Below are 12,722 nucleotides of genomic sequence, written 5' to 3'. Positions count from 1 at the left end.
CGGCCCGCCCTCACAGGTCGCGCAGCAGCCGCCCGATCTCCATCTGCTCGGTCTCCAGCGGGTCGCCGTCCTCGACGTTCCACAGGCTGTTCTGCAGCACGCGGCCCAGGCACCAGGCGCGGGCGCGCTGCCGGTCGAGGCCGAGGACGTCGGTCATGGCGTCGAAACGCCAGCGGGTCTCGGCCGGGTCGTAGCGGTTGTCGAGCGCGGGCATCAGGTCGAAGCCGGGGTCGCCGGCCAGCGGTTTGGGATCGATGGCGAGCCAGGGGGCGCGGTCCGCGGCGAGGACGTTCTCGTAGTGCAGGTCCCAGTGCAGCAGCCGGTCGCCCGGTTCGTCGGCGACCTCGCGCACGGCGGCGGCGCAGTCGGCGACCAGCCGCCGGTCCGCCGGGTCCGCGATGTGCTCCAGCGTCCCGGGCGTCCGCTCCAGCATGCCCCGCGCGATGTCCCCGAGCCGGCGCACACCGGGCGGCGCGGGCGTCGCGGTGAGGTGCGCGAGCATCCGGGCGACGACCAGGACGGCCTCGCGGGAGTCCGCGACGTGACCGAGCGTGCGGCCGGAGTCCAGGCGTTCCAGGAGCATGGTCCCGGTCCCCGGATCGTGGTCGAGCAGCCGCACCGCGCCGTCCCCGGCCCACTCCCGCAGCGCGAGGGGCTCGCCCTCGGTCTCCGCGTCGAGGAGCTGCAGCTTCAGCACCGCCTCGCCGCCGTCGCGCCGCACGACCGGCAGCACCAGCGCCGCCCAGCCGTGCATCGGCGGCCCGTCCGGCCGCAGCTCCCACCGCTCCAGGAACCCGGCGGCCAGCGCGGGCAGCCCCGCGGCGAAGGCGCGCCCCGCCTCGCCGCTGTACTTCGCCAGGGAGACGGCCAGTGCGTCCGGAACGTCGATCATGGTCAACGAGGCTACCGGGCCGTCCGTTTGGCCGGGCCCGAACGGCCGGCCCGGGCGGACGGCTCGAACGGACAGCCCGGACGGACGGCCCGGACGGACGGCCCGGACGGACGGCCCGGACGGACCGCCCGGACGGACCGCCTCCCGAGAGCGCGGGCGGCGGCCCGGCACGGGACCTCACCGCGGCCGAGGAGGCCGTGCCGGCGCGGGCCGGGGACGGCGCGTCCGGCACCGCACGGGGCCGGTTGCTCCCACCGCGGCCCGTCTCAGGCCACCGGCTCCGGCACCGGGCGGTCCGCCGGGTTCCCGTGCTTCGGCGCCTTCGCCGTCACCATCACGCCCGCGACCACGCCCGCCAGCAGCATCACCCCGGCGGCCACCCAGATGGCGACCGTGTAGCCGTGCACGATGCCCTCCCGCACGATCAGCTCCCGCTGGGCGGGGTTCGTCAGGTGCGCGGTGATCCAGGACGCGCTGGTGCTGGTCGCGATGGTGTTGAGCAGCGCCGTGCCGATCGAGCCGCCCACCTGCTGCGAGGTGTTGACAGTCGCGGAGGTCACGCCGGAGTCCCGGGGGGCGACCCCGGCGGTGGCCGTGGAGAACACCGGCATGAAGGTCAGGCCCATGCCGAGGCCCATCAGGAGCAGCGCGGGGAGGATCTCGGACACGTACTCCGAGTGCACGGTGATCCGCGTGAGGATCACCATGCCGCCCGAGGCGAGGAGCATGCCGGGCACCATCAGCGTGCGCGGGCTGACGTGCGGCAGCAGCCGGGCGGAGATCTGGGTGGAGCCCACGATGATCGCGGCGGTCAGCGGCAGGAAGGCCAGGCCGGTCCGCACGGGGGAGTAGCCGAGGATGACCTGGAGGTAGTAGGTCATGAACAGGAACAGCCCGAACATGCCGATGACCGCCAGCATCATCGTCAGGAAGCAGCCGGCGCGGTTGCGTTCCCGGATGACGTGCAGCGGCAGCAGGGGGGTGGGCGCCCGGGTCTGCCACCACACGAACGCCGCCAGCAGGGCCACGGCCAGCGCGAACAGGGACAGCACCAGCGGGTCGGTCCAGCCGCGGGGCTGGGCCTCGCTGAAGCCGTAGACGAGCGCGACCAGGCCGCCGCAGCCGAGGACCACGCCGGGCACGTCGAGCCCGGCGTCGGCGTGGCCGGGCCGGTCGTGCAGCAGGGCGAAGGCGCCGATCACCGCGATGATCGCGATGGGGACGTTGACGTACAGACACCAGCGCCAGTTCAGGTACTCGGTGAGCACGCCGCCGACGATGAAGCCGATCGCGGAGCCGGAGCCGGCCAGCGCGCCGTAGATGCCGAAGGCCTTCCCGCGCTCCTTCGGGTCGGTGAAGGTCGTCGTCAGCAGGGACAGCGCGGACGGCGCGAGGACGGCGGCGAACACGCCCTGGAGGGCACGGGCGCCGAAGAGCATCGCCGACGTGGTGGCGGCGCCGCCGATCCCGGAGGCGGCGGCGAAGCCGATCAGCCCGATGACGAAGGTGCGTTTGCGTCCCACCAGGTCCGCGACCCGCCCGCCGAGCAGCAGCAGACCGCCGAACGCGAGGGTGTACGCGGTGATCACCCACTGGCGGTTGGCGTCGGACATGTGCAGGTCGCGCTGGGCCGAGGGCAGCGCGATGTTCACGATCGTCGCGTCGAGGACGACCATCAACTGGGCCAGGGCGATCACCACCAGCCCCCACCAGCGATGCGGATCGGCCTCCGGGGGCGTGGCCGCGGGTTCGCCTGTCCGACCTGTCCGGGAGCCACTCATTGGGCCAGAAGACCACGATTCGGGACGAGTCGCATCCCGTTGCGCGGGCCGTCGCCCGGCTCGGCGCCACCGGCCGCCGGTCATGGTTCCAGGACCACCTTGCCGGTCGTCGCCCGGTTCTCCAGGGCGCGGTGCGCGGCGGCGGCCTCGGCGAGCGGGAAGCGGTGCACGGCCGGGACGAGCCGGCCCCCGGCGGCCTCGGCGAGGGCGCGCAGTTCGAGGGTGCGCACGGGGTCGGCGCCGCCGGTCCGCTCCCTCATCGCCGGGCCGAGCACCTGCTCGGAGACGCCGTCGACCAGGTAGGGGGCACCGTCGCGCAGGCCCTGGGCCGACCAGCCGAAGACCACGTGCCGCCCGCCGGGTCCGAGCAGGGCGACGGCCTCGCGCGCCACGTCCCCGCCGACGCCGTCGAAGACGACGGTGGCGGCCTCGCCGTCCAGGTGGGCGCGGACCTTCGCTGGCCACCCGGGGTCCGTGTAGTCGACGGCGAGATCGGCGCCGTTCGCCGCGACGAGGGCGGTCTTGGCCGGGCCGCCGGCGAGGCCGATCACCGTGGCGCCGGCGTTCTTCGCGTACTGCACCAGCAGCGTGCCGATGCCGCCCGCGGCGGCCGGGACCACGGCCACGGCGCCGGGGCCCAGCTCGGCGAACTGCACGATCCCCATCGTCGTACGCCCGGTGCCGATCATGGCGACGGCCTGGGCGAAGTCCAGGTTCGCGGGGACCTCGTGGACGCGGGCGAGGTCGGTGACGGCGAGTTCGGCGTAGCCGCCCGGGGCGAAGCCGAGGTGGGCGACGACGCGCCGGCCCAGCCAGCTCTCCGGCGTGCCCTCCCCGAGTGCGTCGACGACCCCGGCGACCTCGCGGCCGGGGATCGTGGGCAGCTCGGGGAGGGCGGGCACCGGCCCCCGGACGCCCTCGCGCAGGGCGCCGTCCAGGAGATGGACGCCCGCCGCACGGACGGCGATCCGGACCTGGCCCGGTCCCGGCGCCGGGTCCTCGACCTCGTCCAGGACGAGGTTCCCGGCCGGACCGAAGGCGTGCAGACGGATGGCGTGCATGACGGAACCCCCAGGGGAAGAGTGCGCTGCTGCGGCTGCTGTGCTCCCCACCCAACGACCTCAAGCTCGCTTGAGGTCAAGCCCGTGCCGCCCCAGGGCGAGGGAGACCGCCGTCAGGGCGCTGTTGAAGGAGACCTCGGAGAGCAGGCCGGGCGCGGCGACCTGGTCCCCGGCGAGGTAGACGCCGTCGCCGCGGTCGAGGGCCGGCCGGTCGCGCCAGGTGGTGCCGGGCAGGTCCACCGCGCCGGTACGGCCGTTCGCGACCGCCTCGCGCCGCCAGGTCAGCCGCTCGCGCCAGCCGGGGAAGCCCAGGTCGAGCAGGTGCTCGGCGCGTGCGACGCCCTCGGCCTTCGACGCGTCCGGCGCGAGGGGGATCTGCCCCTGGATCAGCTGCTCGCCCGCCGGCGCGAGCGTGCGGTCCTGCGCCGTGAACCGCTCGATCCACCCCGGCGCGTCCAGGTCGGAGACGGCGAAGGCGTCCCCGCGCCGGGTGCGTACGGCCAGGTCGACCAGGGTGGTGCGGCCGCTCGGCCACGTCAGCGTGGGGTCGTCCAGCAGGCGGCGGGCCGCGTCGAGGGAGGTGGCGACGACGACGGGCGTGTCGGTGGGCAGCGTGTCCACGCGGGAGAGCGTCTCCACCCGTACCCCGAGGTTCCAGGCCAGGGCGGCCATCCGGTCCACGACCCCGGCCCAGCCGCCGCGCGGGTAGTGCGCCTCGGGCGGCAGCTTGGCGGCCCGCCGCAGCCGCTCCTGCACGAAGGCGGCGGACAGCGAACCCGGATCGTGGTGGAAGAGGGCGACCGCGCAGTAGTGGGCGGCGGCCCGGGCGCCCTCCTCGCCCGCGATCCCGGTCGCCCAGGTCAGGAAGTCGGTGTCGACCGGCGCGGGCCCGACGCCCCGGCGCAGCAGCTTCAGCATGGCGAACGGCGGGGTGCGGCGCAGCGCCCCCTTGTGCCGCAGCCGGAGCCGGGCCGCCTCCAGCGGCGGGATCGGCGCGAGCGGGCCGATCAGGTCCCGCCGGCGCAGCCACGCCCAGTGCGGGCCGCCGTTGTAGAGGGCGTGCGGGCCCTCGTTGGTCCGGTAGGGGCCGTCGGCCGTCCGGGCCCGGCCCCCGAGGGTGTGGTGGGCCTCGTGGACGGTGACCTTGGCACCGGCCTCGGCGGCCGTGATGGCCGCGGTCAGTCCGGCGAAGCCGCCGCCGATGACGGTGATGCGGTGCATGGCTCGGGTTCTCCCTCGGGTCGCGGTCGCGGCGCCGGGCGCGGCGCCTGTCCGCTCCTACGACGTCCGAGGGGGCGCCGGATGTGACATACGGCCGGGGAGAGCGGTGTTTGCGCAGGTCGGAGGCGGTTGTCAGTGCCGGGGTGCAGCATGGGTCCATGGCGAGGAGAGCGGCGGGGACGACGGGCGGGCGCGGTACGACGACGGTGCGCGGGGCGAGACGCCCGGAGCTGCGCCTGCCGCCGCTCACGCCGTACGAGGACGGCGGGGGACTGGAGCCCGACGGGGACTACGACGCGCTGGACTTCCGGGAGACGGACCTCACCGGCCAGGACGGCGCGGGCGCCCGCTTCATGGACTGCGCGCTGACGGGCTGCGCCCTGGACGAGGCGTCACTGCCCCGGGCCCGGCTGCTCGACACGGTGCTCACCGGCGTCAGGGGCGTGGGCACGAACCTCGCGGAGGCGACCCTGCGCGACGTCGAGCTGCTCGACGCCCGCCTCGGCGGCACCCAGCTGCACGGCGCCGTGCTGGAACGCGTCCTGATCCGCGGCGGCAAGATCGACTACCTCAATCTGCGCCGGGCCCGCCTCAAGGACGTCGTCTTCGAGGGCTGCGTCCTGGTCGAGCCGGACTTCGGCGGCGCCCGCCTGGAGCGGGTCGAGTTCGTGGACTGCGCCCTGAAGCAGGCAGACCTCAGCGCGGCCACCCTCACCGACGTCGACCTGCGCGGCGCCGCCCCACTGGAACTCTCGCGCGGCGTGGACCGCCTCTCCGGCGCCGTGATCAGCCCCGCCCAGCTCCTCGATCTCGCACCGGTCCTGGCGGCGGAGCTGGGGGTGCGGGTGCTGGCGGAGGGCTAGCGGCGCGGGCCGCTGCGGCCGTCGGGGCGGTCAGGGCAGGCGCGGGAAGCGGGCCTGGAGGGACCAGACCGCCGGGTTGTCCGCCAGGTCCTCGTGGAGGTCGGTGAGGTCGGCGAGGAGGTCGTGCAGGAAGTCCCGGGCCTCCCGGCGCAGTTCGCCGTGGGAGAAGGACAGCGGGGGCTCGGCCGCCGGGAGCCACTCCGCCTCGATGTCGACCCAGCCGAAGCGGCGCTCGAAGAGCAGACGGTCGGTGGACTCGGTGAAGTCCAGCTCGGCCCGCTGCGGCCGGGCGGCCCGGGATCCCGCCGGGTCCCGGTCGATCTGCTCCACGATGTCGCACAGCGCCCAGGCGAAGTCGAGCACCGGCACCCATCCCCAGGCTGTGGACAGTTCCCGGTCCGCCTTGGTGTCGGCGAGGTACACGTCCCCGCAGAACAGGTCGTGGCGCAGGGCGTGGACGTCCGCGCGCCGGTAGTCCGTCTGCGGCGGGTCCGGGAAGCGGGTGGAGAGGGCGTAGCCGATGTCGAGCACGCAGGTGATGGTGTCACGGACCGGACGCGCGCCCGGACCGGTGGGCGCACCGGTGCTCCTCACGGGCTGTCCGGCCTGCCGTCCCCGCGCAGCCAGTCCTTCCAGATCTCCGTGAAGTCCTCGTCCGGCGCGGACTTCTCCACGTACGCCGTGAAGTCGTCGGTGTCCGCGTTGCCGTGCCGGTGGGCGGCGGACCAGCCGCGCAGCAGCTTCCAGAAGGCGTCGTCGCCGACCGTCTCGCGGATCTTGTGCAGGACCATCGCGCCCCGCTGGTAGACCGGGCTCTCCGAGATGTGCGCCGCGTCGGGCGGGTCCGCGGGCGGGAACGCCCAGACCGACTCGTTCGCGGCCGCGTCGTCGTAGTACGTCCCGTCGTACAGCGCGTCGAAGGACTCCTGGGCGGTGTCGCCGCCGTGGTCCTCCTCCCACAGCCACTCCGCGTAGGTGGCGAAGCCCTCGTTGAGCCACATGTCCCGCCAGGTCTTCGGGCTGACGGAGTTCCCGTACCACTGGTGGGTCAGCTCGTGGACGAGCAGGACGGTGTCGGGGGCGCCGGGGAAATAGGGCCGGTTCTGGGTCTCCAGGGCGTATCCGGCGTCCTCGTCGCGGTCGACGATCGCGCCGGTGGAGGAGAAGGGGTAGGGGCCGAAGTTCTCCTGTCCCCACTCCATGATCTCGGGAATCCGCTTGAGGACCTTCCGGCTCGCGTCGGCCTGAGTCGGGTCCACCGCCGTGTAGACGGACAGGCCGTCGTCCGTGGTGGAGCGGGCGGTCTTCCACGTGCCCACGGCGACCGTGACCACGTGGCTGGACATCGGCTCGGCGGTGTGCCAGGTGAACGTCGTACGGCCGTTCCGGGTGCGCTCCTCGCGCAGTTCGCCGTTGGAGACCACGCCCAGGCCCTTCGGCACGGTCATCCTGATGTCGTACGTCGCCTTGTCGGAGGGGTGGTGGTTGCCGGGGAACCAGGCCATCGAGCCCGTCGGCTCGCCCAGTCCGACCGCGCCGTCGGCGGTGGGCAGCCAGCCCTCCTCGGAGTCGTCCGGGTCGGTGATGGTCTCCGGGCCGCCGGAGTAACGGACGCTCACGCGGAACGTCTCCCCGTCGTGCAACTCGTCCGCCGGGCGCACGGTCAGCTCCTGCCCGGCCCGGTGGAAGCGCGCCTCCCGGCCCTCGACCTCGACCTTCTCGACGTCCAGGCCCTTGAGGTCGAGGTTGAAGGCGGACAGGTCCTCGGTCGCGCGGGCGGTGATCACCGCGGTGCCGGCGAGGTGCCCGGCGTCCGCGTCCGTGTCCGGGTCGTAGTCCAGGGTCAGGTCGTAGTGGCCGACGTCGTAGCCGCTGTTGCCGGCCTTGGGGAAGTACGGGTCGCGCACCCCCGAGCCACCGGGGGTGCCATCGACCGAGCCGCCTCCGCTGCACGCCGTGAGGGCGAGGGCGGTGGCGGCGGTCACGAGCAGACGGGGGGTGCGCACCTCGTGATCCTATGGGGTGTTTCACGTGAAACGCCCGCCGGCAACGGCTGTTGGGACCCCGAAGCGCTCCGGAAGGGCCTAGTTCAGCGATGCCGCGCCCGCCTGTGCGAACTTCTCGTCCAGGGTGCCGGACGGGGCGCCCGCGACGCCGATGCCGGCGATCGGCGCCTTGTCGGCGGTGACCGGCACGCCGCCGCCCAGGAACAGCGTGCCCGGGATGTCCTTCAGGTTGGGCGCGTTCTCCAGGCGGCCCTCCAGCTCGCTGGTCGGCGCGTTCCAGGAGACGGCCGTGTACGCCTTCTTCTCGGCCGACTCGTACGACTGCGGGCCCGCGCCGTCGCCGCGCAGGGTGAGGATCGTGTTGCCGTTGCGGTCGACGACCGCGACCGTGACCCGCTGGCCCTCCTTCTTGGCGGCCTTCAACGCGGCCTGCGCGGCCTTGGTGGCGGCGTCGATCGTCAGATGCGTGGAGGTGGTGGTGTCACGCTTGCCCGCGGCGACGGGAGCGGCGGACACCGCGGAGTCCCGGGCGCTCTCGGGCGCGGAGGCGTTCGCGGCCACCGTGCCGAAGGTGCCGGCGGCGACGGCGGCGAGCACGGCACCGCCCGTGGCGACGCGGGCACGACGGGAGAGGGTCTTCTTCATGGTGGGCTGCTCCTCCGGTGGGGGCGGTCGGGTTCGTGCTCTCCACCCTCCGGCCGGAACCCGGCGCCCGCCGTCGCCGTTCTGGCTGCTCGTGGGCGACGGAACGGGCGACGGCGGGGTCGTCCGATCGGTTGACCCGAAAGACGTCCGAAGAGGGCACCATGGGAGTGTTCGCGCAGCTCAGCCGTCTTCTGCGACACGTTGGAGACAGCGCGGCGGACGGCGAAGCACCAGGAGACGGACGGCGAAGCACCAGAGGAACGGGCGACGGACGGACCGGAGAAGCGGACGAGAGGAGGCGGGTGCGGGGTGGCGAGGGCGAAGCCGTACGACCACCACCCGGACGCCCGGTGGCTCGGCGCCGTCATGCACGTGGCGTTCTTCCTGCTGCTCGGCGGAGCCCTCGCCCGCTTCCTGCTGCGCCACCCCGGCGAACCCCGCACGCCTTGGATCTTCGCGCTGTCCCTCACCCTCGCGGTGCTGCACCTGCTCGGGCCGGTCCTGGGCGGGCCCCAGCCGTCCGAGCCCGGTGCCGTGTCCGCCCGGCGACGCCTGGCCCGGCTGGGCCCGGTGGTCGTGGTGTGGATGGTGCTGGTCGTGCTCGCGCCCAGCTTCGCCTGGTGCGCGGTGCCCCTCTTCTACACCGGCCTGCGCACCCTGCCGGCCCGGGCTGCGCTCGGCCTGGTCACCGTCCTGACGGTGTTCGTCGTCGCCGCGCAACTGCGGCTCGCCGGGGGCTTCGACCCGAACCTGCTGCTCGCCCCGCCCGCCGTCGCCGCCCTCGCCGCCGCCGTGTTCCTGCACACCGAACGGCAGGCGGCCCGGCAGCGCGCCCTGATCGACGACCTGATCCGCACCCGCCGCGAACTCGCCGCCTCCGAGCGCCGCGAGGGCACCCTCGCCGAACGCCAGCGGCTGTCGATGGAGATCCACGACTCCCTCGCCCAGGGGCTGTCCAGCCAGCGGATGCTGCTCCAGGCCGCCGAGCGGGTCTGGGAGTCGGACCAGGACAAGGCCCGCACCCATGTCCGGGGCGCCGCCTCCGTCGCCGAGCACAACCTCGCCGAGGCCCGCCGCTTCGTGCACGACCTGGCCCCGGCCGACCTCGCCCGGGGCGGCGGTCTGGAGGCGGCGCTGCGGGCGCTGGCCGAGCGGGAGTCCGGCGACCACCTCACCGTGCGCGTCCACGTCGACGCCGGTGCCCGCGTCCCGGCGCTGCCCGCCCGCGTCGAGTCGGCGCTGCTGCGGGTCGCCCAGGGGGCCCTGGCCAACGTCCGGGAGCACGCGGGGGCGTCCACCGCCGCGCTCAGCCTCACTCTCCTCGACGACGAGGTCGTCCTGGACGTCACCGACGACGGGCACGGCTTCGACCCGGCGCCGCCGTCCGGCGCCGCCACCGGGGTGCGCGGCCACGGACTGCCCGCCATGCGCGCCCGGTTGCGCCAGCTCGGCGGCACCCTGACCGTCGAGTCCGCGCCCGGCGAGGGCACCGCCCTGTCCGCCGCCGTGCCCCTGGACCCGCCCCGCACCGACCCGGCGGACCCCGCCGACCCGCAGGAGGCACCCCGATGACCGACCCGGCAGCCGGCGGGCCCGCCGGCCCCGTCCGCATCCTGGTCTGCGACGACCACGTCGTCGTACGCGCCGGACTGCTCGCCCTGCTCGACAGCGCCCCCGGCATCGAGGTGGTGGGCGAGGCGGGCACCGGCGAGGAGGCGCTCGCGCTCGCCGCGCGACTGGCGCCGGACGTCGTGCTGATGGACCTTCAGCTCGGTGCCGGCATCGACGGCGTGGAGACGACCCGCCGCCTCACCGCGGGCACCGGCCGTGTGCCGCACGTGCTGGTGCTGACCACCTACGACACCGACGCCGACATCACCCGCGCCATCGAGGCGGGCGCGACCGGCTACCTGCTCAAGGCCGAACGCCCCGAGGAACTGTTCGCGGCCATCCACGCCGCCGCCCAGGGCCGTCCGGCACTGTCCGGGCCCGTCGCCGGCCGGGTCATGGCCAACCTGCGCAGGCCGCGCCCCGCCCTCACCGGCCGCGAACGCGACATCCTGGCCCAGCTCGCCACCGGACTCGGCAACCGGGAGATCGCCCGCGCGCTGTACATCAGCGAGGCCACGGTGAAGACGCACCTGCGCCGCATCTACGACAAGCTCGGCGTCGACACCCGCGCCGGAGCGGTCGCGGTGGCCAAGGAGCAGCGCCTGCTGCCGTGACGGAACGCCGAAGGCCCCCCGGCCGGACATCCGGGGGGCCTCCGTACGCAACGAACGGGCGGGTGAACCTCAGACGTTCACGCCGAAGTCCTGGGCGATGCCCACCAGGCCCGAGGCGTAGCCCTGGCCGACGGCGCGGAACTTCCACTCGGCGCCGTTGCGGTACAGCTCGCCGAAGACCATGGCGGTCTCGGTGGCCGCGTCCTCCGACAGGTCGTAGCGCGCGATCTCGGCGCCGCCGGCCTGGTTGACGATGCGGATGTAGGCGTTGCGGACCTGGCCGAAGTTCTGCGAGCGGTTCTCGGCGTCGTAGATCGAGACCGGGAAGACGATCTTGTCGATGTCGGCCGGGAGGCCGGCCAGGTTGACGTTGATCGCCTCGTCGTCGCCGGCGCCCTCGCCGGTGCGGTTGTCACCGGTGTGGACGATGGTGTTGTCCGGCGTCTGCTTGTTGTTGAAGAAGACGAAGTGGGCGTCGGAGTAGACCTTGCCCTCCGCGTTGACCGCGATCGCGGAGGCGTCGAGGTCGAAGTCGGTGCCGGTGGTGGTGCGGACGTCCCAGCCGAGCCCCACGGTGACTTCGGTCAGGCCCGGAGCCTCCTTGGTGAGCGAGACGTTGCCACCCTTGGACAGGCTTACAGCCATTGTTGGGAGTCCCTTCCCTCGTTTACGTACGGCAAGAAAGCTACAGCTACCACCATGAACGTCGAGAGGGGTCCACAAGGTTCCGCCTGTCTTTACTTTCTTTACCGAGGCCGGGAGTCGGGGGCCCGGGACACCGCGCGGGATATTCGGGTGACTCGGGCCGCCGGGGGGCGGGAACATGGAGGGCATGTCCGGTCCCCATGTCATCCGCGGCTCCGTCTCCCTGCCCGAGGCCGAGCTGGTCTGGCGCTTCTCGCGCTCCTCGGGGCCCGGCGGACAGCACGTCAACACCACGGACACGGCGGTGGAACTGCGCTTCGACCTGGCGCGGACCGAGGCCCTGCCCGAGGTGTGGAAGCAGCGCGCGCTGGAGAGGCTGGCCGGGCGCCTGAACGACGGGGTCGTCACCGTCCGCGCCTCCGAGCACCGCTCCCAGTGGCGCAACCGCGAGACCGCCGCCGTGCGCCTCGCCGCCCTCCTCGCCGAGGCCACCGCCCCGCCGCCCAGACCCCGCCGGCCGACCCGCGTCCCGCGCGGCATCAACGAACGCCGGCTGCGGGAGAAGAAGCAGCGCGCGCAGACCAAACGGGGCCGCTCGGCGCGGGACTGGGACTGACCGGGCGGGACCGTCCCGGCCCGGGTCCGGCACGCCGGCCGTTCCCTGCCCGGCTTCCTCCCCGTTGGGACGGACGGAGGCGGAGAGCCGGGCCGGCGGCGTGCTCAGCCCAGGTGCCGGTACCGCCCGCGGAAGTACGTCAGCGGTCCCCCGTCCGCGCTCGGCAGTGAGGCGGTCAGGACGCGGCCGATGACGAGGGTGTGGTCGCCGGCCGGGACCCGTTGCTCGGTGCGGCACTCCAGGGTCGCCAGGGCGCCGCCCGCCAGGGGGGCGCCGGTCGCCTCGCCCCGCACGTACGGGATGTCGGCGAACAGGAGGCGGTCGCTGACGCGGCCCTTCATCGCGAAGCGGCCCGCGATGTGCCGCTGGCTCTCGGAGAGGACGGAGACCGCCCACAGGGGCTGCTCGTCGAGCAGGTCGTCCATGCGGGAGCCCTCGCGCAGGCTGACCAGGACCAGCGGCGGGTCCAGGGAGACCGACACGAACGCGGTGGCCGTCATGCCGACGTCCTCGCCGCGCGGTGCCAGCGGGTCGTCGGGGTCCAGCGGCGGCTCCTGCGCGGTCACCAGGACCACGCCCGAGGCCAGCCGGGACATGGCGGCACGGAACTCCTCGTTGCTCACCCCCTCAGAATGCCCGGAGGCGGGCGACGGGAACGGGGACGCGGGGGAGGTGAGAGACGAAGTGTTCGGCACCCCGTCACGCTAATCTCCGGGGCACGGGCCCGGCATCGGACCCCGGTCCCAACCGGGTCCTAGGACCAGGGA

General features: G+C 74.2%; 13 protein-coding genes. 4 read left to right on the top strand and 9 right to left on the bottom strand.

Annotated elements, in window-relative coordinates; genetic code table 11:
• Positions 1 to 10: 10 nt before the first annotated feature.
• The 4 genes from Sdi02f_RS14720 to Sdi02f_RS14705 form a co-directional block, all read right to left on the bottom strand.
• Complete coding sequence (locus Sdi02f_RS14720) at positions 11 to 892, bottom strand: aminoglycoside phosphotransferase family protein (protein WP_030399407.1); 882 nt, start codon at positions 890 to 892, stop codon at positions 11 to 13.
• 266 nt (positions 893 to 1,158) lie between these two features.
• On the bottom strand, positions 1,159 to 2,673 hold the full coding sequence (locus tag Sdi02f_RS14715) for an MFS transporter (RefSeq protein WP_037800556.1): 1,515 nt from the start codon (positions 2,671 to 2,673) through the stop codon (positions 1,159 to 1,161).
• Positions 2,674 to 2,753: 80 nt separating this feature from the next.
• Positions 2,754 to 3,734, bottom strand: coding sequence for a zinc-binding dehydrogenase (locus Sdi02f_RS14710; protein WP_031083663.1), 981 nt, complete (start codon positions 3,732 to 3,734; stop codon positions 2,754 to 2,756).
• A 60-nt stretch (positions 3,735 to 3,794) separates the two neighbouring features.
• Positions 3,795 to 4,955: an NAD(P)-binding protein gene (locus Sdi02f_RS14705; protein WP_030399404.1), complete on the bottom strand. Its 1,161-nt coding sequence runs from the start codon at positions 4,953 to 4,955 to the stop codon at positions 3,795 to 3,797.
• A gap of 158 nt (positions 4,956 to 5,113) precedes the next feature.
• Here Sdi02f_RS14705 and Sdi02f_RS14700 point away from each other — a divergent pair, with 158 nt between their 5' ends.
• On the top strand, positions 5,114 to 5,818 hold the full coding sequence (locus tag Sdi02f_RS14700; protein ID WP_030399403.1) for a pentapeptide repeat-containing protein: 705 nt from the start codon (positions 5,114 to 5,116) through the stop codon (positions 5,816 to 5,818).
• 30 nt (positions 5,819 to 5,848) lie between these two features.
• Here Sdi02f_RS14700 and Sdi02f_RS14695 read toward each other — a convergent pair whose 3' ends face one another.
• The 3 genes from Sdi02f_RS14695 to Sdi02f_RS14685 form a co-directional block, all read right to left on the bottom strand.
• The gene (locus tag Sdi02f_RS14695; RefSeq protein WP_030399402.1) at positions 5,849 to 6,349 is read right to left on the bottom strand and encodes a hypothetical protein; all 501 of its coding nucleotides are present in this window, start codon (positions 6,347 to 6,349) and stop codon (positions 5,849 to 5,851) included.
• A gap of 59 nt (positions 6,350 to 6,408) precedes the next feature.
• Positions 6,409 to 7,824, bottom strand: a complete 1,416-nt coding sequence (locus Sdi02f_RS14690; RefSeq protein ID WP_108933392.1) for a M1 family metallopeptidase — start codon at positions 7,822 to 7,824, stop codon at positions 6,409 to 6,411.
• 78 nt (positions 7,825 to 7,902) lie between these two features.
• Positions 7,903 to 8,469, bottom strand: a complete 567-nt coding sequence (locus tag Sdi02f_RS14685; protein WP_053663702.1) for a GlcG/HbpS family heme-binding protein — start codon at positions 8,467 to 8,469, stop codon at positions 7,903 to 7,905.
• Between the two features lie 366 nt (positions 8,470 to 8,835).
• Here Sdi02f_RS14685 and Sdi02f_RS14680 point away from each other — a divergent pair, with 366 nt between their 5' ends.
• Both Sdi02f_RS14680 and Sdi02f_RS14675 read left to right on the top strand, forming a co-directional pair.
• On the top strand, positions 8,836 to 10,041 hold the full coding sequence (locus Sdi02f_RS14680) for a sensor histidine kinase (protein ID WP_108933433.1): 1,206 nt from the start codon (positions 8,836 to 8,838) through the stop codon (positions 10,039 to 10,041).
• On the top strand, positions 10,038 to 10,694 hold the full coding sequence (locus tag Sdi02f_RS14675) for a response regulator (RefSeq protein WP_031186120.1): 657 nt from the start codon (positions 10,038 to 10,040) through the stop codon (positions 10,692 to 10,694). Before Sdi02f_RS14680 ends, Sdi02f_RS14675 begins: the two co-directional genes overlap by 4 nt.
• Before the next feature lie 69 nt (positions 10,695 to 10,763).
• On the opposite strand, the gene Sdi02f_RS14670 is transcribed toward Sdi02f_RS14675, so the two are convergent.
• Positions 10,764 to 11,339, bottom strand: coding sequence for a TerD family protein (locus tag Sdi02f_RS14670; RefSeq protein ID WP_030399397.1), 576 nt, complete (start codon positions 11,337 to 11,339; stop codon positions 10,764 to 10,766).
• Positions 11,340 to 11,517: 178 nt separating this feature from the next.
• Here Sdi02f_RS14670 and arfB point away from each other — a divergent pair, with 178 nt between their 5' ends.
• Positions 11,518 to 11,955 carry an alternative ribosome rescue aminoacyl-tRNA hydrolase ArfB gene (gene arfB, locus Sdi02f_RS14665; RefSeq protein ID WP_030399396.1) on the top strand — a complete coding sequence of 146 codons (438 nt, stop codon included), beginning with the start codon at positions 11,518 to 11,520 and terminating at the stop codon, positions 11,953 to 11,955.
• Positions 11,956 to 12,059: 104 nt separating this feature from the next.
• Here the strand turns inward: arfB and Sdi02f_RS14660 are convergent, their stop codons facing one another.
• On the bottom strand, positions 12,060 to 12,551 hold the full coding sequence (locus Sdi02f_RS14660) for a flavin reductase family protein (protein ID WP_203715084.1): 492 nt from the start codon (positions 12,549 to 12,551) through the stop codon (positions 12,060 to 12,062).
• Between the last annotated feature and the right edge of the window lie 171 nt (positions 12,552 to 12,722).

The organism is Streptomyces ardesiacus, assembly GCF_003112575.1.
In the GTDB taxonomy this organism is placed as follows: Bacteria; Actinomycetota; Actinomycetes; order Streptomycetales; family Streptomycetaceae; genus Streptomyces; species Streptomyces ardesiacus.
Note: the sequence above shows the minus strand (reverse complement) of the source record. Positions and strands in the feature narration are given on the sequence as shown.

Bases quoted from the DNA above. Each gene is read 5' to 3' on its own strand.
- Sdi02f_RS14720 (WP_030399407.1), bottom strand. From the start codon at position 892: ATGATCGACGTTCCGGACGCACTGGCCGTCTCCCTGGCGAAGTACAGC.
- Sdi02f_RS14715 (WP_037800556.1), bottom strand. From the start codon at position 2,673: ATGAGTGGCTCCCGGACAGGTCGGACAGGCGAACCCGCGGCCACGCCC.
- Sdi02f_RS14710 (WP_031083663.1), bottom strand. From the start codon at position 3,734: ATGCACGCCATCCGTCTGCACGCCTTCGGTCCGGCCGGGAACCTCGTC.
- Sdi02f_RS14705 (WP_030399404.1), bottom strand. From the start codon at position 4,955: ATGCACCGCATCACCGTCATCGGCGGCGGCTTCGCCGGACTGACCGCG.
- Sdi02f_RS14700 (WP_030399403.1), top strand. From the start codon at position 5,114: ATGGCGAGGAGAGCGGCGGGGACGACGGGCGGGCGCGGTACGACGACG.
- Sdi02f_RS14685 (WP_053663702.1), bottom strand. From the start codon at position 8,469: ATGAAGAAGACCCTCTCCCGTCGTGCCCGCGTCGCCACGGGCGGTGCC.
- Sdi02f_RS14680 (WP_108933433.1), top strand. From the start codon at position 8,836: ATGCACGTGGCGTTCTTCCTGCTGCTCGGCGGAGCCCTCGCCCGCTTC.
- Sdi02f_RS14675 (WP_031186120.1), top strand. From the start codon at position 10,038: ATGACCGACCCGGCAGCCGGCGGGCCCGCCGGCCCCGTCCGCATCCTG.
- Sdi02f_RS14670 (WP_030399397.1), bottom strand. From the start codon at position 11,339: ATGGCTGTAAGCCTGTCCAAGGGTGGCAACGTCTCGCTCACCAAGGAG.
- arfB (WP_030399396.1), top strand. From the start codon at position 11,518: ATGGAGGGCATGTCCGGTCCCCATGTCATCCGCGGCTCCGTCTCCCTG.
- Sdi02f_RS14660 (WP_203715084.1), bottom strand. From the start codon at position 12,551: ATGTCCCGGCTGGCCTCGGGCGTGGTCCTGGTGACCGCGCAGGAGCCG.